At 53.8% G+C, this 19,584-nt stretch carries 18 protein-coding genes and 2 pseudogenes; 6 read left to right on the forward strand and 14 right to left on the reverse strand.

All coding sequences use genetic code 11. The features are described 5' to 3' along the window. Positions 1 to 67: 67 nt before the first annotated feature. The 7 genes from ACAW75_RS20730 to ACAW75_RS20760 form a co-directional block, all read right to left on the reverse strand. Positions 68 to 1,654 carry an amidase gene (locus ACAW75_RS20730; RefSeq protein WP_370730665.1) on the reverse strand — a complete coding sequence of 529 codons (1,587 nt, stop codon included), beginning with the start codon at positions 1,652 to 1,654 and terminating at the stop codon, positions 68 to 70. 214 nt (positions 1,655 to 1,868) lie between these two features. Then, complete coding sequence (locus ACAW75_RS20735) at positions 1,869 to 2,042, reverse strand: DUF1059 domain-containing protein (protein WP_370730666.1); 174 nt, start codon at positions 2,040 to 2,042, stop codon at positions 1,869 to 1,871. Between the two features lie 159 nt (positions 2,043 to 2,201). Then, entirely contained in the window at positions 2,202 to 3,434 is a 1,233-nt protein-coding gene (locus tag ACAW75_RS20740) for an MFS transporter (RefSeq protein WP_370730667.1), read from the reverse strand. 133 nt (positions 3,435 to 3,567) lie between these two features. Beyond that, entirely contained in the window at positions 3,568 to 4,869 is a 1,302-nt protein-coding gene (locus ACAW75_RS20745; RefSeq protein ID WP_370730668.1) for a Gfo/Idh/MocA family protein, read from the reverse strand. Between the two features lie 177 nt (positions 4,870 to 5,046). Beyond that, the gene (locus ACAW75_RS20750) at positions 5,047 to 5,835 is read right to left on the reverse strand and encodes a 3-ketoacyl-ACP reductase (protein WP_370730669.1); all 789 of its coding nucleotides are present in this window, start codon (positions 5,833 to 5,835) and stop codon (positions 5,047 to 5,049) included. Next, positions 5,832 to 7,277 carry an oxidoreductase gene (locus tag ACAW75_RS20755; protein ID WP_370730670.1) on the reverse strand — a complete coding sequence of 482 codons (1,446 nt, stop codon included), beginning with the start codon at positions 7,275 to 7,277 and terminating at the stop codon, positions 5,832 to 5,834. The genes ACAW75_RS20750 and ACAW75_RS20755 overlap by 4 nt, the downstream gene beginning before the upstream one ends. Before the next feature lie 39 nt (positions 7,278 to 7,316). Further along, the gene (locus ACAW75_RS20760) at positions 7,317 to 8,774 is read right to left on the reverse strand and encodes a glycosyl hydrolase (protein ID WP_370730671.1); all 1,458 of its coding nucleotides are present in this window, start codon (positions 8,772 to 8,774) and stop codon (positions 7,317 to 7,319) included. A 186-nt stretch (positions 8,775 to 8,960) separates the two neighbouring features. Between ACAW75_RS20760 and ACAW75_RS20765 the strand changes: the two genes are divergently transcribed. The 5 genes from ACAW75_RS20765 (at position 8,961) to ACAW75_RS20785 (ending at position 11,107) form a co-directional block, all read left to right on the forward strand. Further along, on the forward strand, positions 8,961 to 9,533 hold the full coding sequence (locus ACAW75_RS20765) for a DUF2911 domain-containing protein (RefSeq protein ID WP_370730672.1): 573 nt from the start codon (positions 8,961 to 8,963) through the stop codon (positions 9,531 to 9,533). Positions 9,534 to 9,709: 176 nt separating this feature from the next. Next, entirely contained in the window at positions 9,710 to 9,970 is a 261-nt protein-coding gene (locus tag ACAW75_RS20770; protein ID WP_370730673.1) for a hypothetical protein, read from the forward strand. A gap of 34 nt (positions 9,971 to 10,004) precedes the next feature. After that, positions 10,005 to 10,397 carry a DUF5991 domain-containing protein gene (locus ACAW75_RS20775; protein ID WP_370730674.1) on the forward strand — a complete coding sequence of 131 codons (393 nt, stop codon included), beginning with the start codon at positions 10,005 to 10,007 and terminating at the stop codon, positions 10,395 to 10,397. A gap of 78 nt (positions 10,398 to 10,475) precedes the next feature. Next, positions 10,476 to 10,712, forward strand: a complete 237-nt coding sequence (locus tag ACAW75_RS20780; protein WP_370730675.1) for a type II toxin-antitoxin system Phd/YefM family antitoxin — start codon at positions 10,476 to 10,478, stop codon at positions 10,710 to 10,712. Continuing rightward, positions 10,709 to 11,107: a type II toxin-antitoxin system VapC family toxin gene (locus ACAW75_RS20785; protein WP_370730676.1), complete on the forward strand. Its 399-nt coding sequence runs from the start codon at positions 10,709 to 10,711 to the stop codon at positions 11,105 to 11,107. The genes ACAW75_RS20780 and ACAW75_RS20785 overlap by 4 nt, the downstream gene beginning before the upstream one ends. A 9-nt stretch (positions 11,108 to 11,116) precedes the next feature. On the opposite strand, the gene ACAW75_RS20790 is transcribed toward ACAW75_RS20785, so the two are convergent. From ACAW75_RS20790 to ACAW75_RS20820, 7 genes and pseudogenes are all read right to left on the reverse strand, one after another. Continuing rightward, positions 11,117 to 12,454 (reverse strand): phosphatase PAP2 family protein, encoded by a 1,338-nt coding sequence (locus tag ACAW75_RS20790; RefSeq protein WP_370730677.1) that lies wholly within the window; start codon positions 12,452 to 12,454, stop codon positions 11,117 to 11,119. Between the two features lie 239 nt (positions 12,455 to 12,693). After that, entirely contained in the window at positions 12,694 to 13,020 is a 327-nt protein-coding gene (locus ACAW75_RS20795; protein WP_370730726.1) for a PIN domain-containing protein, read from the reverse strand. Positions 13,021 to 13,036: 16 nt separating this feature from the next. Then, positions 13,037 to 13,267, reverse strand: a complete 231-nt coding sequence (locus tag ACAW75_RS20800; protein ID WP_370730678.1) for a DUF8507 family protein — start codon at positions 13,265 to 13,267, stop codon at positions 13,037 to 13,039. Positions 13,268 to 13,463: 196 nt separating this feature from the next. Then, positions 13,464 to 13,655: pseudogene (locus ACAW75_RS20805) on the reverse strand (biotin/lipoyl-containing protein); the annotation flags it as partial. Further along, complete coding sequence (locus ACAW75_RS20810; protein ID WP_370730680.1) at positions 13,643 to 14,020, reverse strand: hypothetical protein; 378 nt, start codon at positions 14,018 to 14,020, stop codon at positions 13,643 to 13,645. The pseudogene ACAW75_RS20805 and the gene ACAW75_RS20810, both read right to left, overlap by 13 nt. After that, a pseudogene (locus ACAW75_RS20815) lies at positions 14,017 to 14,190 on the reverse strand (DUF4160 domain-containing protein); the annotation flags it as partial. The gene ACAW75_RS20810 and the pseudogene ACAW75_RS20815, both read right to left, overlap by 4 nt. Positions 14,191 to 14,240: 50 nt before the next feature. Then, entirely contained in the window at positions 14,241 to 17,675 is a 3,435-nt protein-coding gene (locus tag ACAW75_RS20820; protein ID WP_370730681.1) for a pyruvate carboxylase, read from the reverse strand. Positions 17,676 to 18,050: 375 nt separating this feature from the next. On the opposite strand from ACAW75_RS20820, the gene ACAW75_RS20825 reads away from it, so the two are divergent. Next, complete coding sequence (locus tag ACAW75_RS20825) at positions 18,051 to 19,481, forward strand: aldehyde dehydrogenase family protein (RefSeq protein WP_370730682.1); 1,431 nt, start codon at positions 18,051 to 18,053, stop codon at positions 19,479 to 19,481. Positions 19,482 to 19,584: the final 103 nt, after the last annotated feature.

The following is a 19,584-nucleotide window of genomic DNA, read 5'->3' on the forward strand; positions in this document are numbered from 1 at the left end:
CCCGACAGGCTCAGGGTGACAACGGGGCAACCTACAGCATGAAGCAGCATAACGCGAAGCAGCCAATTTACTGCCCAAGCGCCACAAACCGTTTCGGGGGAATCCGGTGATGCGTTGCCTGTTCGTAGCTGTACGTTAACCGAATGAGGGTTGGCTCGTCGAATAATCGGCCCAGGAACTGAAGGCCCGCGGGTAAGTCGCCGGTGGTGTAGCCCATCGGGATGGTGAACGCAGGCAGTCCTGTAGCGGGGGCAATTAGCTGACTGTTATCGCCTTTGTACCCTTTTGCGTCACCAACCAGCGCGGGTGGGTAGTTCCAGCTTGGGTAAATGAGCGCGTCCACCTTAAGCCGGTTCATTTCAGCTTCAACGCCCTTTCTGAATGCGATTCGGAGCGGGTCGGTAAACGCATCGCCACAAGGTATTTCAGGATGAACAGGTCGGCCCGTATGCGTTTGCTGGTAGGTTAGTCGATCACGCACAATATCGGAATAGCCACCCACACGGATGACATCTTCGAGCGTTTTCAATGTATCGCGTTTCACGAACGTCCGCAGGTACGTTTCCAGGTCAGTCCGAAAATCAGCGCACCACTGGTTGGCGCGGAGCGAATCGAAATCGGGAATGGTGACGTCAACAACCGTGGCGCCGGCACGGGTCAGATCGGCGACCGCTTTATCGAAGAGCGCTTTGATCTCGGGGTGAATGTTCTTTTCCGTGAGCTGACGCATGACACCGATTCGAGCGCCTTTCAACCCGTCTTTCTTCAGGAACTGGGTATAGCTCTTCGGTACGTACCCCTGACTGTTTTTGGTAATGGGATCATGTGGATCATAACCGGCTGTTACTTCGAGTAATCGTACCGCGTCTTCGACCGTGCGACACATCGGTCCGCCCACGTCATTGCGCGAATACAACGGAATGATGCCATATCGACTTACTAGCCCGAGCGATGTACGAAAGCCCACCAGCGCATTATGCGACGATGGGCCACGGATCGAATTACCGGTATCTGATCCCAAACCGACCGTTCCCAGATTAGCCGCCACCGCTGCCGCCGTTCCACCGCTCGACCCTGCGGGTACGTAGGCGAGATTGTACGGATTCAGCGTTTCGCCGGCCATCGAACTCTGCGAATGCATCGGCGTGAACGCCCATTCGGCCATGTTCGATTTGGCCAGCACGATCGCCCCCGCCTCTTTCAGTTGCTGAACCTGGTACGCATCTTCGCCCGGAACAAACCCTCTTAGCGCAATAGAGCCGCCCGTTGTCTGCAATCCCCTGGTGTTGAAATTGTCTTTCACGATCACCGGAATACCCTGCAGCGGTCGCAGTTTACCGGTTTTGCGAAACTCAGCATCCAGTGCCCGGGCCGTGGCGATGGCTTCGGCATTAACAAGAATGATCGAGTTGAGTTTGGTGGGCTGGTCGTACGCCCGAATGCGTTCCAGATACGCCTGAACCAGCTGTTCACTGGTAAGCGACCCATTGCGGAAAGCGGTATGAATGTCGCTGATCGTAGCCTCCACCAGATCGAAGTTGGTGGGAAGACGTGCTTTTGGTTGAGCCCAGGCAGATCGCGGCGGTAAGAAAACGCCAAAAGAGAGGCAAACAACGACAGAAAGGTAATGAAGCAGATAAATGGCTACGCGCATACGAAGTTTTGAGAGCGATGAAGTCGTATGGTAAAAGTAGCCTTTCCTGCTGGAAATCAACAAAAATCAGGCGATGGAGCGCGTCTTTCGCCGGCCCATAGCCTGACCCACAGCATTAGGTGTAAAAGCCTGGTAGCGCATGGCCCGGAACATTCAGTTTGCCGGGCCATGCGCTACCGTGTGCTGTCAGCCTGGGCGTTGGCTAGCCGGTCCGTCAGGCCTCTTCATGAATCAGCGATTTTAGGCCTTCGGCCAATTCTGGCGTAACGGTCACTCCATGAACGGAACTGGCGTGATCGGCAGCCTGAGCCAGGATCTCCTCCTCGGTGTCGGCCTGAATTTTGGCATTGCAGTCGAAGCCTGCATCGCGACAGTTAAGCGTTTTCATCGTGTTCTTTGATTTGGGTTAGAGACGGCCATGCGTAGGCCGTTCAACGAAAGGTATCCCTTATTCCCCTAAACCTGGTGGCTCCCTTTATTAAAAGGTCCGCAATCCATTAAACGCTAATTAACTGGCTATCAACAAAAAAGGACGTAACACCTAACGTTACTGCTCTACATAATTCATATCTTTCGAAAAGGTCTCTTCCAGGAAATTCAAGGCCAGCAACGAGCAAAGTACTACGCCTGCGCCGATGAGTAGCGGCCCATACGTTAGCCCAAGAGACGGTTTGAGCGCCACGAACAACCAGGTAAGCGGCACGGTGGCTCCCCGCACAAAATTGGGGACGGACGTTGCTACGGTTGCGCGCACATTGGTTCCGAAAAGCTCGGCGGCCAGAATGATAAATAGCGTCCAGTAGCCGTTGCAGAAACCCAGACAGGCGCACAACACGTAGAACTGACCGGTACTGCTGATTGGCAGCAACAGATAGGCCAGCATCATGGCGAACGAGAGCAGGATAAAGAGCCGGATCGCCTTCTTCCGGCTCTGCCACCGCTGACTGATCAGGCCACTCACAATATCGCCGACAGACTGCCCGGCGAAAGCCACCATGACCGCTTTGCCCGCAATGACTGGCTCAATGAGCCCGGCTGCGCGTCCAAACTCCGGCGAGAACGTGATCAGGATACCGACGACGAACCAAAGTGGAACACCCATCACAATGGCCAGCAGGTACTTTTTCAGGCTTTGTGAACTGGTAACTAAGTTCAGGAAGTTCCCCCGCTCAACGTGCTGGCTTTTCAGGTTCTCGTACAGACCCGACTCAAACACATTGACCCTTAGCCCCAGCAATAATAGCCCCAGTCCACCGCCTACGTAATACGACATCCGCCAGGCGAACAGATCGGCCACGAAATAGGCGGTAATGGCACCCAGCACACCCAGTGTAGCCACCAGAATGGAGCCGTAACTCCGTAACTGCCTGGGCAAGATCTCGGCAACCAGCGTAATACCCGCCCCCAATTCACCAGCCAGACCAATGCCTGCCACGAAACGTAACACGGCGTATTGGGTCAGGTTGGTAACCAGTCCGTTGGCAATATTGGCCAGGGAATACAGTAGAATTGAACCAAAAAGGACGGACAACCGACCCCGTTTATCGCCCAGGATGCCCCACAAAACACCGCCGATCACCAAACCGGCCAGCTGCATATTGAGCAGAAAAACACCTTCGGGCAAGAGCTGTTCACCCGTAACGCCTAATGCTTTGAGGCTTGGCACCCGCACGACACTGAACAGGAACAGGTCATACATATCGACGAAATAGCCCAAAGCAGCCACCAGAACAGGCAACTGAAACAGATACTGACGCGACGAGGCAGGCGTAGAAATCATAATCTTAAAGTCATTAGGCTGCGCGTCATTAAGTGGTCATCAGGCTGCGCTGTCATTGATGGTCATTGTTTGTTCACTTAATGACTATCAATGACAGCGCAGCCTGATGACCACTTAGTGACTCTTTCTCAAATTAAACGTTTGTTGGAATGACGTAAGGTGCTCTGTATTTGCGGGTCAGCATGGCGTTGGCCTGCTTGTCGCCGACAAACATTTCTTTCTGCGGATCAAAGTCAAGGGTGCGGCCCAGGCGGTACGCAATGTTGCCAAGGTGCGCCAGCGACGAGGCCAGGTGCGCCGTTTCAACGGGACCGTTCAGCAGCTTCTTGTCACGGGCACGCGCGGCGTCGGCGAAGTTTTTGTAGTGATCGCCACCCGCGTTCCGGGCGGGGCCAGGCTCGCGGTTACGACCCAGGTACGTCTTGTAATCGTTGTAACCGTTGATGACCATGTAACCCTTGTCGCCGTAGAAAATATTGCCTACTTCAACGCCATCCTCTTTATTGGTCATCCAGGGACGTACCTCGAATTCGATGATTTTACCCTGCTTGGGGTAGTGATAGGTCGACGTCAACACTTCGGGGGTTTCCTTGCAGTCGTTCCAGAGGAATTTACCACCCGCCGACGTAATCTTTTCGGGTAGTCCTACGTCGAGGCCCCACATGCAGAGGTCGGTTTCGTGGATGCCCTGGTTACCGATGTCGCCGTTGCCGTAGTCCCAGAACCAGTGCCAGTTATAGTGCACGTAGTTTTTACTGAACTCGCGCGCCTGAGCTGGCCCCTGCCATAGATCCCAGTTTAATCCTTCCGGTACAGGCGAGTTACCCAGATTGCCAATATCAGCCCGCCATTTATAAACCGTGCCACGAGCCATGTACACCTTGCCGATGAGCCCGTCGCGCAGGTGCTTAATGGCTTCCTGAATGGCCACCGAACTCCGCAGCTGCACGCCGTGCTGCACAATCCGGTTGTATTTGGTCGCCGCCTCGATCAGCTTCCGCCCTTCAAACAGGTTATGGCAACCCGGCTTCTCCACGTACACGTCTTTACCAGCCTGACAGGCCCAGATCGCCGCCAGCGCATGCCAGTGGTTGGGCGTCGCAATACTCACGGCGTCGATGTCTTTGTCGTCGTAGACTTTCCGCAGATCGCCTTCCATTTTCACCTTCCGATTATATTTTTTCTCAAAGTCAGCCGCACCCTGTCTGAGCACAACGTCATCGACGTCACAGAGGGTAGCCACGTCTACGTTGTCGAGTTTCGAGAAACCGGCGATGTGATCTTTTCCACGACCATTGATACCGATCACAGCTACACGAAGGCGGTCGTTGGCGCCGAACGCCCGGCTCGGAATAATCGTGGGAAGCCCCAACACAGCCGCGCCAGTAGCCGCGGTCTGAATGAATTTACGTCTTGAAAAGGAGGCATTTTCCATAATGAGGTAGAGGGATTTATGTTTAGGAATAGGTAATTGAGGAAATATACAGATTGCTTGACGAGTGATGCGTTTGCTCGTATTGCTGACGCATTACTCAAAAGCGGTCATACACAAGCAACTCATGTTAGTGAATCTGAAACTAGACGTAAACTACTCTGCACCAGCCGCTAACCTTCACAGGCGCCCCAGCGTCATGCCCCCGTCGATCATAAAAACCTGACCGGTTGAATACGGAAAGCCACCGCCTGCAATGGCCGCCACCGCCCGACCAACATCATCGGGCAGTCCCCAGCGAGGCTGAACGGTCAGCCCTTCGGCAATGAGCTTATCGTATTTATCCGTTACCCCCGCCGTCATATCCGTTCGAATAATTCCCGGCCGCACTTCATAGACGGGAATACCATGCTCCCCAAGCCGCACGGCGAATAGCTGCGTGGCCATGCTCAGCCCTGCTTTCGAAATACAATAATCACCCCGATTTACTGACGCGACCGTCGCAGAAACCGACGAAACGGTGATAATACTTGCCTGGAAATCAGAATCATCTCGTTTCTGTTCGATCAGCCAGTTGGCTACGGCCTGCGTCAGAAAGTAGGGCCCTTTCAGGTTGGTGGTCAACAGCCGATCGTAGCTCTCTTCGGTGGCTTCCAGCAGATCGGCACGTACCTGGGGTGCAACGCCTGCATTGTTGACCAGCAGGTTCAACTGGCCAAAATGGGTCCTGATTGTTGCCAGCATTGTCCTCCGCGCCTCCGCATCGGCAACGCTCCCCTGGCAATAGATCACGTCGGCGCCCAGCTGCCGCAACGTACCCAGCACATCTAAAATCGCCGATTCATCCCGAATGCCGTTGATAGCCAGATCGAAGCCTTCTCTGGCCAGGTGTTCAGCAATACCGAGTCCTATACCCCGACTGCTTCCGGTGACGAAAGCGACAGGCCGGGTACGTTCCGTCTGTTTCACAGCGTCTCCTTTATGGCTTTCAACTGGTCGGCTTCCGGTAACTTTTTGTAGGTAGGGTCTAGCGGATAACAACCCGAAACGAGCCCGTTGCGGGGGGCCGTTGTGCAGTCGGAAAAGGTGCGGCAGATGTGATTGCGCACCAGCGACCGACCGGCAATCATATCGGCGGGCATAGTTGGATACGACAGGACCATCCGACCAAACCCAACGCTATCGGCCATGCCGTTCCGCAGCACATACTGGGCCACATTGGGAAGCCATTCCTGCAGATACGAATAGCCCGAACCAATCAGGATCAGCGCCGGAAAGGCTTTTTTCAGCGCACAGGTCACATCAATCTGCCGCTTCACCCCTACCAGCGGATCTTCGGGCGGCAGGTAGCCGTCAGACGGCGGAAACAGGGCCGGACGCATCAGGTGCGGATTGTAGTACGGACTACCGCCTGTGATGCACACCAGCTGTATACCAAGCGATTGGGCTACTTCCAGGAAAGCCTTTGGCTCGTCGAGGTTAATCGTTAGCCCCGTTTGCTGCCCGCCAAACGCGTAGGGATAAGCATCCGTTTTTTCGGGTTCGCCAACCTCATTCGGCCCTTTTTTAAACGGCAGCAGATCAAACGCACTGAGGCGAATCCCCATTTCCAGGCCCGGAGCCGCCTGCTTGATGCCGTCAACAATACGCCGCAGAAACCGGGTGCGGTTCTCGAAACTACCACCATAATTCCCCTCGCGGTCCACGGCACTCAGAAACTCATGGCCCAGGTAGCCGTGGCAATGTTTGATATCCACAAAATCGTAACCCGCCTGCTGCGCCAGCACCGCCGCAGCAATGTATTTCTGAATGATATCGTCGATGTCTCCGTCGGTCAGCGTCGGGTAGTTGGCGTCCATCCCGAATTTCTGATTCAGGTACGGATGGGCGTAGAGTATTTTCGGTTCAAATTTCTTGTGACTGGCTGGCTTACAAAACCGCCCCGAATGCGTGAGTTGCAGCCCAATAACGAGGTCGTCGGTACGGCCAAATTGCTCGGTGTGCTTGTCGAGGATAAGCTGGCGCAACTGAGTGAGTTCGCCAATTGTATCCTGATTGATAACCAGCTGATTAGGATTCGCCTTTCCCTCGTGGCAGACGGCCACAGCCTCGCAACCGAATAACAGTTTAGCGCCGCTTTCGGCAAATTTCAGCCAGCGTTTCCGGGTGAAATCGGTCGGCTTTCCATCCAGTGTTCCGTCCCAGCCTTCCATGGGCAAAATGCACAGGCTGTTACCGATCGTTTTTCCCGACTTCAGCTGAATCGGCCGACCAAATGGGCTTTCGCCGGGTGGCAGCAGGGTTTCGTCGAATGGCAAGTCGATCCCATTTGTTGCCAGGTACGTTGTCAACTCCGAGGCCGTTTTGAGCTGGGCCATCCGGGTGTATTTCGGTTTGTATTTACCACTCATGCTTAAAAGGTAGGTTCAGGAAAGCGTACGGAGAGCCGCTTACACGCAGTTGAAAAACAGGTAATACGGGGCCTGGTCAATGGCCCGCTGAACGTACAGGGCTGCCTCCCGAATGTGATAATCGCCCCACATGCTCGACTCACCATACGGTATCTTGCTGCCTCTGGGTACGTAGTCCCAGCCATTGGGTCGGTGGTAAATAGAGTGCAGGAGCAGGCCCTCATGTTGCGGATTGGTGCTGATATAAGGTTCGTCGAGCAACGTACCCAGCACCGTCAACCCAGCTTGCCAGTAGGTCTGTCCGGCCTGCCAGCTGGTCTGCCCCAGTAAACCAACGTCGGGCACTTGGTCGGGCTTTGTTCGTTGTTTATTCATCAGGTAATTGCCCAGCCGCAGCAGCCCCTGGGCGGCAATGGCGGCGGCAGAACTATCGACCGGTTCGTGGTCGTTGACGGGCTTAGCGGGTCGTTCCAGGTAATCGCCGAGTCTGTGCAGGTTCGGCGCACCGGTATCCCAGTACGGAACGCCATCGGTCGGTGTGTTCTCGATATAAAAATCGCAGGTAGCGCGGGCGGCTTTGAGCATCATCGCCTCCAGCGAGTCACGTCCACCCAGACCGGCTAGTTCATCATCATGTATGGTTGCCAGTGCTTCGAGTTCTTCGGCGAACCCGCACATGGCCCAGGCCAGTCCGCGTGTCCAGGTGCTGAAACCCGTATAGCCCTGCTGCGAATTCGGGCAGCGGTACTTCCCATCGGTCACGTTGAAAATACTTTCGTGGGCCGTACGTCCCCAGACATCGTAGGAGTCGCGCCCTTCGCCGTAATACACCGAAAAATCGGCGGTGGCTTTGATGTGGAGCAGCGCCCGTTCCAATAAATTGATGCGTACATCCCCTTCGCCCTGAAACGTATGACCCAGCAAATAACTGATCACCAGCGCCCGACAAGAGCGGATGGTATCGACAAACAGGGAATGCGGGCCGTTGAACGAGTGAATAAATCCGCCTGGCGTCCCTGCGCCAGGCGTCCCTGCTCCTTCCCGGGTCGGCGTCCAGCGATTGGCCTGCACCGCGCCCGAAATTTTCAGGGCTAACTCATACGTGTTCTTTTCCCATTCGTTGTACGGAATCTTGCCTTCCCGCATCAACCGAAGCAGATTTCCGTAGGTGCTGACGTTGTTGAACCCGTGGTCGTGCACACCCACATGACTGACGTGGGGCGCCATAACGTCGATTGTTCGCTGGCGACCTAGTTCGAGGAATTCGTCCTCGCCGGTTGCATCGAATTGAAGGATAGCCGAGCCGTACTGAAATCCCTGTGTCCATTCGGTCCAGCCGCGGGTCGTGTAGCGGCCTTGTATGGTAAAGACAGGTGAGCCCTTTGCGGGGTCATACTGCTGTTCGATCAGGTTGATTTTTTGCGCAGAAAGCGCCCAGAATCGCTGGAGTTTTGAGGATAAGTCAGCCGGTTTAATCGAGGGGTTGACGTGAATCATGCGGGGATAGCCTAATGAACTGTAGCGCTGCCTGTGCCACTTGAAGCTGAAAAACAGCATTTACCTACATTCTACTTTCGGGCGGTTTGCGCACAGGCGGTCAGGCCGGGATTACGCATACAACCTACTTCAGTTAGACGGGAATAGGCTACTTTTATGCGTTAGTTACTTCACTGAAAAACACCCATGAAACAGACTGCTTTACTAGTTGGATTTTTATTCCTGGCCCTGACCAGCGCAGATGCCCAAACCTTCCGCGCCCTCGACAAATCGCCCATGGATATGGCCTACTATCCAGACGATTACGCGCATGATCGTAAGTTTGCTCCGGCTAAAATTGGCAACGATAAACTAGCGGCCCGCGTCACGTATACCCGGCCGGCCAAGAACGGGCGTGAGGTGTTTGGCAAGCTGGTGCCTTATGGCAAAGTGTGGCGGGCCGGTGCCAACGAAGCGCCAGAGATCAAATTTTATCAGGACGTGACCATCGGCGGCAAGAAAATCCCGGCGGGTAGCTATGCCCTGCTGACCATCCCGAACGAAACCGAATGGACGATCATTCTCAGCTCTGATCTCGACCAATGGGGCGCTTACAGCTACAACCAGGCCCTCGACGTGGCCCGCGTGAACGTACCTGTGCAAAAAACGGAGACACCTCTGGAGAATTTCTCGATTCAGTTCGCCAAAAAAGACGCCCAAAACGCCACGATGTACCTTGGTTGGGACACTACAATGGTAGCCGTTCCGGTGGGTCTATAGACGCTACCTTCTGCTTTTGGCTCAACTGCTTCCTGTCGCTCAACGGGAAGCAGTTTTTGTTGCTGGTTGGCTTCGCGCACTAGCGAAACAACTGTCTATCAACAACATAAACCTTCGCACAAAACACAGGACCGTTCATTCATGTTAGAATAAGGTAATGCTAACTCGATACACAGATGGATTTCTCAAAACTAGCCAGCCTGATAACGCCACTTGTTCTGGTATCGCTGATGGGTGTAGTGATGATCCTCTACGGATTCGTTGATATGAAGCGGGATAACAATGTGCTGCAATTTATCTTCGGCGTTCCACTCGCGGCCGGGGCGCTCGGCCTTCACTACGTCGTTCGCCGCGCCGCCCAACATAATACACGACACGTCTGGATAGCCGAATCGATCCTGGTGGGCCTGATGGGATACGGATTCCTGCATTCATAGTCAGTGCTCACGCAATGGTCATAAGCTGAGTTGTATGCGAACGGTATTGTCAATAGCGGGTATGTGGTTTGGAGCCGCTATCCTGTCGGGTTTCCAGCAAACAGATAGCTGGCTGGGTACGTGGTCGGGCGAGACGAAGGACGGCGTCACCTACACCATCAAGGTCAACGACAAATACAGGGGCATGAACCTATGCGACGTACACGCCGAGGGCGTTCAAACCTTCTATACGCTGGACTGCGTGGCAACCGGAACACCCACCCTGCTAAAAGTTTACTACCGGTCAGCGACAGACGGGGCTTTCTACGCCAAAGATCGGGTCAAAATCAACGATCCATTCTTCGTGTTGCAGCGCACCAACGGCAAGGTTTCCTGGCAGTGGAAACAGATCTTCGATGGCAGCGTAGCCGTGCGTAAAGTGAAATAGGTACGTTGGCGCCTGAAAACAAACTTGACAACTTGTCAAGAAAGGAATAGATTTGACTTCATCTGCGTTTGTACAACTATGAAGACAATGACTGTTGGAGACTTAAAAGCCCACTTCTCCGAAGTAATTCAAGAAGTAAAACTAGGCGAAGAGATTGCCGTGGCCTTTGGTAAAAAGAAAGAAATAGTTGCCTACATTATCCCCAAAGAAGCTCGAACACCGGCAAAACGTCAGTTAGGCATTTTGCAGAATAAAGGTACCGCAACCTTCGCGGCCGATTTTAAGCTGACAGACGACGAATTCTTAGGGCTATGAGCTATTTGCTCGATACGCACACCCTGATCTGGGCTGTTACTAACCCGGGTAAGTTATCAGCCACTGCCAGCGCAATTTTGACAGATGGAGCGAACGATATAGTAGTCAGTGCAATAAGTTTCTGGGAGATATCAATGAAGCATAGTCTTCAGAAACTAACACTTGAAGGCCTATCTCCTGAAGACTTTCCCAAGGCTGCTGAAGCAACAGGTTTTCGACTTTTGGATCTGGATACCGTAACCGTTTCTACGTACCACCGGCTGGCAGCTACGTATCACAAAGACCCCTTCGATCGGATGCTGATCTGGCAAGCCCTTCAACGTAACTTTCGGCTTATCAGTAAAGACGAGAACGTAGCGAAGTACGCCATCGAAGGGTTGCAGGTGATCTGGTAGGCAGGTACGTTACTTTCGCACCAGTGCACGCGCGGCGTCGGCCCCATCCTGCTGTGCCCACTTCACGACCTGCTCACCAACGTTGCGGCCCAAATTCATACCCACTACGTTATCGATTCGGAAGTGGACGCCACCTTCAAAGCGCGACTCGGCGGCTTCCCTGGCTTTGTTCATAAAAAACGGGGCATCTTCCGGAAATAAATAGCCGAGAACAACGGCCCTCGCCGTAGAAATGGTTGCGTGCCCCGACGGATAACTGGGATGAGCCGGCGTGGCCAGCAGCAAAGGCACGTAGGTTGTATCATATTGATCGGGACGGATAGACCAGTAGGTGTATTTGGCGTCCCAACAGGCCACCTGCCCATCGAAAGCGGCAATGCTCACCAGCGCATACACACGGGCCGATTGTGGCGCATTCAGGTGCAGATTGTGCTCGAAGAGTTTCTGGTCGGCCGCATCTCCCCAGAAGTCGTTGACTGCCCAATAAAAGGCGCGGGTAATGGCGGCCGGCGTCTTTTTAAACTGTTTCAGCTCCTTCATCCCATTGGCGGGTTCAGGGGGTGGCCCTGGCCGAAACTGATTACCGGCCGTAAGCACCCACGGTTTGCAATAGCCCATCATCGGTTGAATCGGCGGGCGTTTGTCAGTCCATGTACCGGTACCCGTCAGGCGTTTACCGTCCCAGACAGCATCGGAACCATCGGTTTTGGCCCGTTCAATCACAGCCAGCGCCACCCGCCGACCCAACTCATATCCGGCTTTGACATCGCTGGGGTACGCAACGCCCGCCAATAGCCGCGACTGACAGGCGCGCTCGGCAACCCGACGTATAGAATCCGCCTTCTGAGGAAACAGATAGGCCAGAACGGTAGCAGCCGCCCCAGCCGCCACCGACTGTTCGCACGGATAAGACGGACTATCGGGAACTGGCAGGTACGGTGTCAACGCCTTGGTATGCGTTGAAGGGCGCGGACGGTTGTGGGCATATTTAGTGTTCCATGCCGCGATGGTGGCGTCATAGATAGCCACGTTCATCAGGGCTTTGCCACGTACCCAGGCGGGCGGAAAGCCACCGTACAGTTGCTCGATAGCCTCCTGCCAGCGATACCCTGGTGCGCCAGCATTCCAATAGTCGATCAGTCGAATGGCCGACGAATCGCGCTGTCGCTGGGCAGTAAGCATTTCCTTCTCGTCGGCTTGTGTAGCCGCAGGTGGTGGTGGTAGCCTGAACGCCTCGCCCGACGGAATGACCCAGGTTTTCCAGGAGCCGGCCCGTTTGTCAATCTGAGCCTGACTAGTAACGGTAAGCGGTAAACCGAAAGCAATAAGCAGCAGCATAGTCTTCATATACGGAAGCGTTTAACGTTGCACCAAAGTAAACGTCTCTACTCAACTACGCTAGCGGGTAAACACCCTTACAGACAAGGGTTTATACGGCTCTTATCGAATGTATGCCTTTGACAGAGGCAACCTCTCATGAAGTGGTGCAATTTGGCTATACAGCTAAATCCAACTGGAACTCATTCATTTTGCGTCAAGCAACAACCTGAACATTGACAAATTAACGGTCTTGATTTTCGGAAATTCTAGTTCAGCCAGGACATCATAATGCCTGTCTTCGGTAACAATGAAGTGACATTAGCAGCGAAAGCGCACTCAACGAATTTGTCATCATCTGGATCATTGGTAATCAGCGGCCGTTTATAGAAGACCACAACCTGTTCAGCGTTGTCGGCCCGAGTCAGCAGTTGATATACTGGTTGGGCGTAATCAGCCGAAAAATAGCGATCGATTATCTCCACGTACTCAGACAGAATTTCGTTCGACAAACAGAGCCTGAATCGCTGTTCCTGAAGTGCTACGAGCAGCCAGTGGTAGCGCGCGACTTTGACGAAATAGCAACCAACAAACAGTTCGTGTCAACAACCTTCATTCTGGCTGATTTTTACGAAGGTCCGTGCTGAGCCACTCTTCCATTGTGTCATCGGAATAACCACGCTCTTCCCATACTCGGTCGGCGGCATGCACTGCCTTTTCAACAAAAAAATCGTTGATCAACTGTTTGATCACCAGCAGGTCTTCCTCAGGTACGTTGTTCGCATACAGGCGTAACAACTCGACCTGAGGATTTGAAAATGGGGGTGAAACTGCAGTGCTCATCGTCGTTGTGTTTACTCAAAGTCACGTTTTTTCAAGAAGACGCAGAATTACCGGGCAAGCCCCCGAAAAGTGGCAACTGTCCCAAGAGAATACTTCCCCGAATTATTGCAGACATGATCCAAAACCGCCTCATATTCAGCATAGACTGCATGAATACGAGGCGATTGAAGCGGTGGACCGCTTATAATGAATAGAACTACGCCATTTCGATAACCCACCAGTCGTCTTGTTCGACAACGGTGCCTTCTTTAAGAAGCACCTGCTTGACGGTGCCGGCTTGCTGGGCCGCCACGATGCTTTCCATTTTCATGGCTTCGATCACGAACAGCGGCTGGTTCTTTTTCACTTCATCGCCGGGCTTCACCAGAATGCGCGTCAGGCAGCTTTGGCCAGAAGATCTCCAGCTATTGGAACAAGCCGATATTCCTCGATCGGTCGGCTGGCTTCATAAAGTACATCGGGGTCCAGCATCAATGGGGTCGCAACCTTGGTTGGGTGCTTGTTTTCATCAATGGTAAGATGGGACACAAGGATGAGCGCCCATTGAAGCGTTTTGCTTTCGGCGATGGAAACGAGCTTAAATGTAGCGTAATCGAACAGGCGTGATAAGTCGGAATCGTCGGCTGGCGATACGCCCCAACTCGTTAGTAAATCGTTAAAATCCAGTACCCGAATTTCACCAGTTGTCCAGCGAACCGTGATTTTAAACGGTTCGATCTTGATAATCTCCGTTATGCGTGGTAAACCTTTCATTGGATTTTTTGTAAACGAACAAATTCCTCAATCAACATCTCCTGCTTTCCTTCCAGCCAGTCACGTACCCGCTTGAACTGCTTACCAGGTAAATCACCAATTAAAATCTCACGTGTTCGTAAATCAATCAGCGCCTCATATTCAGCATAGATTGCATGAATATGAGGGGGATTGTGGTCAGTACAATTTTATGCTATCAACCATTGAAATCAACATATGGTTACGCCATTTCGATAACCCAGTCGTCTTGCTCGACAACGGTGCCTTCTTTGAGGAGTACCTGCTTGACGGTGCCGGCTTGCTGGGCCGCCACGATGCTTTCCATTTTCATGGCTTCGATCACGAACAGCGGCTGGTTCTTTTTCACCTCGTCGCCGGGCTTCACCAGAATGCGCGTCAGGCGACCTTGCAACGGTGAGCCGATGTCGGCGGGTTTGCCTACTTTCTGGTTCTGCGCTTTCACCACTTTCTGGGCTTTGTCACGCACCTGAACCTGGCGGCTCTGCCCGTTTAGCTCGAAGGTGATCATTCGCATACCCGACGCATCGGCCTCCGACATGAACAGCAGCCGAACCAGGATATTCTTTCCTTCGGCAATCGGCACCAGAATCTCTTCGTTGGGTTTCAGGCCGTAGAAGAAAGCGGGTGTTGGAATGATGCTGACATCGCCGTACTGGTCAATGGCTTTGTAGTATTCCTCATACACCTTGGGGTACATCTGGTACGAGAGGTAATCCAGGAAGCCGTCGTTGCGGGGGAACGCCTCCTGGAATTTAGTAAAATCAGCGTCGAAATCGATCGGAGCCAGGTGCTCGTTGGGGCGCCCGGTAATGGGCTCTTCGCCTTTCAGCACGACCTTCTGAATGTCTTCGGGGAAACCACCGTAGGGCTGACCCAGAATGCCCTTCATCAATTCCTTGACCGACTCGGGGAACGATAGCGATTCGCCGCGTTGCAGCACATCGTCGGCGGTCAGGTTGTTGGCCGTCATGAAGATCGCCATATCGCCCACCACTTTCGATGAAGGCGTTACTTTGATGATGTTGCCAAACAGCTGATTGGCTACCGAGTAGTTCTTTTTCAGCGTTTCAAACTTGTCGCCCAGCCCCGTGGCGATGGCCTGTGGTTTCAAGTTCGAGTATTGCCCGCCGGGAATCTCGTTCTCGTACACTTCGGCGCTTCCGGCCTTCATGCCACTCTCGAACGGATAGTAGTATTCCCGAACGTCTTCCCAGTAGTTGGAGTAGGCATTCAGCGACGGCAGATCAACGGGACATTCACGCTCGTGGCCCTGCATCATCGCCACCACCGAATTGAAATTGGGCTGCGACGTGAGGCCCGACAACGCGCCCAGCGCACAATCGACAATATCCACCCCGGCGTCGATGGCTTTCAGGTACGTTGCCGCCTGAATGCCCGCCGTGTCGTGCGTGTGCAGGTGAACGGGAATGCTTAATGACTTTTTCAGTTCACCCACCAGCAACTGCGCGTCGAGGGGTTTCAGCAGACCGGCCATGTCTTTGATACACAGCATATGCGAGCCTTCGTCTTCGAGCTGCTTCGCCATGTCGAGGTAGTACTGAAGCGTATACTTGTCGTCGATACCACTGTAGCAAATGGCCGCTTCGGCAATGGCGTTGGTTCGCTCACGAACGGCGCGGATGCTCACTTTCATGGCCTCGACCCAGTTGAGCGAGTCGAAAATACGGAAGACATCGATGCCCGTTTCGGCTGATTTCTCCACGAATTTCTCGATCAGGTTATCGGGGTAGGCCGAGTAGCCTACGGCGTTGGAGCCCCGGAACAGCATCTGCAAGAGCATATTCGGCATGGCTTCGCGCAGGGCAGCCAGCCGCTTCCACGGACTCTCGTAGAGGAACCGCATCGACACGTCGAAGGTAGCACCGCCCCACACTTCCATCGAGAACAGTTCAGGGTGATTTTTGGCAAAGCCTTCGGCTACTTTCTGCAAATCCTGGGTACGTACCCGCGTGGCCAACAACGACTGATGGCCGTCACGGAAGGTGGTATCGGTATACAGAATTTGCTTCTGATCGCGTACCCAGTTGGCGAAGCCCTCGCGGCCCAGTTCGTTCAGGCGGTCGCGGTTACCGGCCGGGTACGTTCCATACTGGTCATAAATCGGAACAACGGGCGTACGGAATACCTTGCTGTCGTCGCGTTTTTTCACTTCTGGATTGCCATTCACGATCACTTCGCCGAGGTACCGCAGCACCTTCGTGGAGCGGTCTTGCGGCTGGCGCAGCTTGAACAGCTCGGGATGGCTTTCGATGAACGACACCCGTGCCTCACCCCGCTGGAAAACCGGGTGGTCGATCACGTTCATCAGGAACGAGATATTGGTTTTCACCCCCCGGATCCGGAATTCAACCAGCGCCCGCTGCAGGCGTTGGGTGGCTCCTTTCAGGGTACGTCCCCGTGCCGACACCTTCACGATCATCGAATCGAAGTAGGGCGAGATCTTAACGCCGGGGTAGCTGCTGCCTTCGTCGAGACGGATACCGAAGCCGGCGGCGTTCCGGTAGGCGATGATGGTACCAAAATCGGGCTTGAAGCCGTTGGCGGGGTCTTCCGTCGTGATCCGGCACTGAATCGCGTAGCCATTGAGCGGCACCTCATCCTGGTGGTTGATGTAGATCCCGTTGTCGGACAGCCTATAGCCCATGGCAATCAGAATCTGCGACCGTACGATATCGATACCCGTCACCTCTTCCGTGATCGTGTGCTCGACCTGAATCCGGGGATTTACCTCAATGAAGTAGATATGCTCTTCTTTATCGACCAGGAACTCAACCGTTCCGGCGTTGCTGTAACCGGCGGCCTTACCAATCTTGAGCGCATAGGCGTACAGTTGTTCGCGCGTTTCCTGTTTCAGGCCGAAAGACGGAGCCACTTCAACCACTTTCTGGAACCGCCGCTGTACCGAACAGTCACGTTCGTACAGGTGAATCAGGTTGCCATGCGTGTCGCCAAGCAGCTGAACCTCAATGTGTTTGGGATCTTCAATGAATTTTTCGAGGAAGATCGTATCATCGCCGAATGCGTTTTTGGCTTCATTCTTGGCTTCGGTAAATGCTTTTTCAAAGTCATCCGGGTTACGAACCACGCGCATCCCGCGTCCGCCACCACCGGCAGCGGCTTTCACCATCACCGGAAAACCAATCCGATTGGCCTCTTCCGACGCCCGTTCTGCCGACATGTTCTCTTCGCGCGAATCGGGAATCAGCGGGACGTTGGCGGTGGTGGCCAGGTTCTTGGCGCGCACTTTGTCGCCGAGCGCTTCCATGGCTTCGGGCGTGGGGCCAATGAAAATAATGCCTTCTTCGCGGCACCGCCGCGCCAGATTGACGTTCTCGGATAAGAACCCGTAGCCAGGGTGAATGGCGTCTATTTTCTTGCTTTTTGCCAGCAGAATGATGCCTTCTACGTCGAGATACGGTTTCAATGCATCTTCGTCGCGCCCGATCTGGTAGGCTTCGTCGGCTTTATAGCGGTGAAGCGAATAACGGTCTTCGTAGGTGTAAACGGCTACGGTGGTGATGCCAAGTTCGGTGGCTGCCCGCATGATGCGGATGGCAATTTCACCCCGGTTTGCAACCAGCAGGCGGTTGATAGGACGGATATAGTCTTTCACAGAATCAAAGGATGATACATCGCATAGCTATTGACAGATTCGTAACAAACAGGTAGACACGATTCTGCCAGTGCATTAGCGCCGCAAATTTGTTGAAAATTCGGCAAAACGATCGACCTACAAAATATTCATTGGAAAAGGCATATTTTTCGATGAATAGTGCAGTAAGCCGTTTCTATCAGATGAAGTGTGCGAGCAGAGAGGCCTAAAGGTAGGTGATTTACCGGTTGGCACCTCCCTGCACCAACCCGTTCTACCCACAGTTTTATTCACACGCGTGTCGCGTAAACGGCTCACCCGAGCCGGATCACCGGTACCCGGCTAACAAAGGCTATTCGTTTTTTACGTAGTTTCATCAAAAAATCCTACCCTGCTATGATCGCTCAGTCTCCCGAAACTACCCTGAATGAACCCGTTCAGGCGGCCTTCAGTCAGTTGCGTCAACACGCCGCCACAATGGCCTTAACAACCGCCTCTGAACGCATTGAGCGGTTGAAGCGGGTAAAGTTGTGGATTGAGGCCAACAAGCCAGCCATTCATGCAGCGATGCATGCCGATTTCAGGAAACCAGCGGCAGAGGTTGACCTGGGCGAGCTGGTCGGGCTGATGGGTGATCTTCGGTACACGATCCGGCATCTGAAACAGTGGATGAAGCCACAGCGGGTGCCAACACCTCTCTCGCTGGTGGGCACCAGTGGCTACCTGCAGTATGAACCAAAGGGCGTTGTGCTGATTATCGCGCCCTGGAATTACCCATTCGATCTGATGGTGGGCCCGCTCATTGCGGCGCTGGCAGCGGGCAATGTCTGTATGCTGAAACCATCTGAACTGACACCCAATACATCGGCCCTGCTGAAGCGGATGGTCGGCGAGTTGTTCCCGCCCGAAGAAGTGGTGCTTTTTGAAGGGGCGGCTGACACGGCGCAGGCCATGATGGAACTGCCTTTCAACCATATTTTCTTTACCGGCAGCCCGGCACTGGGCAAAGTGGTGATGGCCGCCGCTGCCAAACACCTGGCCTCGGTCACGCTCGAACTGGGCGGCAAGTCGCCCTTTGTGGTCGATGAAACGGCCGACATTCAGAAAACAGCAGAGATTCTGGCCTGGGCCAAGTACTTCAATAACGGCCAGACCTGCATTGCGCCCGATTACCTGCTGGTGCATGAATCGGTGAAAACGCCGTTACTGAATGCAGTAAAGGCAGTGGTGGAACGAATGTATGGGTCCGACGCCGCTAGCCGCGCTACGTCTGACAGTTATGCCCGGATTGTCAATCAGCGCCATTTTCAGCGTGTCAAGGGGCTGCTCGACGATGCCGCCAGAAAAGGCGCTACCGTGTTGCTGGGTGGCCGGACCAATGAAGCGGACAACTTTATCGAGCCCACGCTGATCGATGGCGTCACTGACGCGATGCACATCATGCAGGAGGAGATTTTCGGTCCATTGCTACCCGTGGTCAGCGTGAAGAATCTGGACGAGGCGCTCCAGCATATTAACAGCCGCGAAAAGCCGCTGGCTCTGTATATCCACAGCAGGAAACAGGCGCATATCGACTACCTGATCAGCCGGACATCGGCCGGCGATACGGTGATCAACGATGCCATGATTCATTTCACCAACCCGGAAATGCCGTTTGGCGGCATCAATAACAGCGGCATTGGTAGTTACCACGGCTACTTCGGCTTTCAGGAACTCTCTCACCGGCGAAGTATTCTGCGCCGCCAGTTCGGCACCATGAAATTCCTGTATCCGCCCTACACCGACCGCGTTCGGAAGCTTATTAGCTGGGCGGTGAAATTGTCGTAGCTCCTATTTCAACACAGAGGAACAGAGGTAACGCAGAGAACACAGAGTTTCTATTTTTTAAAATAACTTCTGTGTTCTCTGTGTTACCTCTGTTCCTCTGTGT

The organism is Fibrella arboris (assembly GCF_041321095.1).
Classification (GTDB): domain Bacteria; phylum Bacteroidota; class Bacteroidia; order Cytophagales; family Spirosomataceae; genus Fibrella; species Fibrella arboris.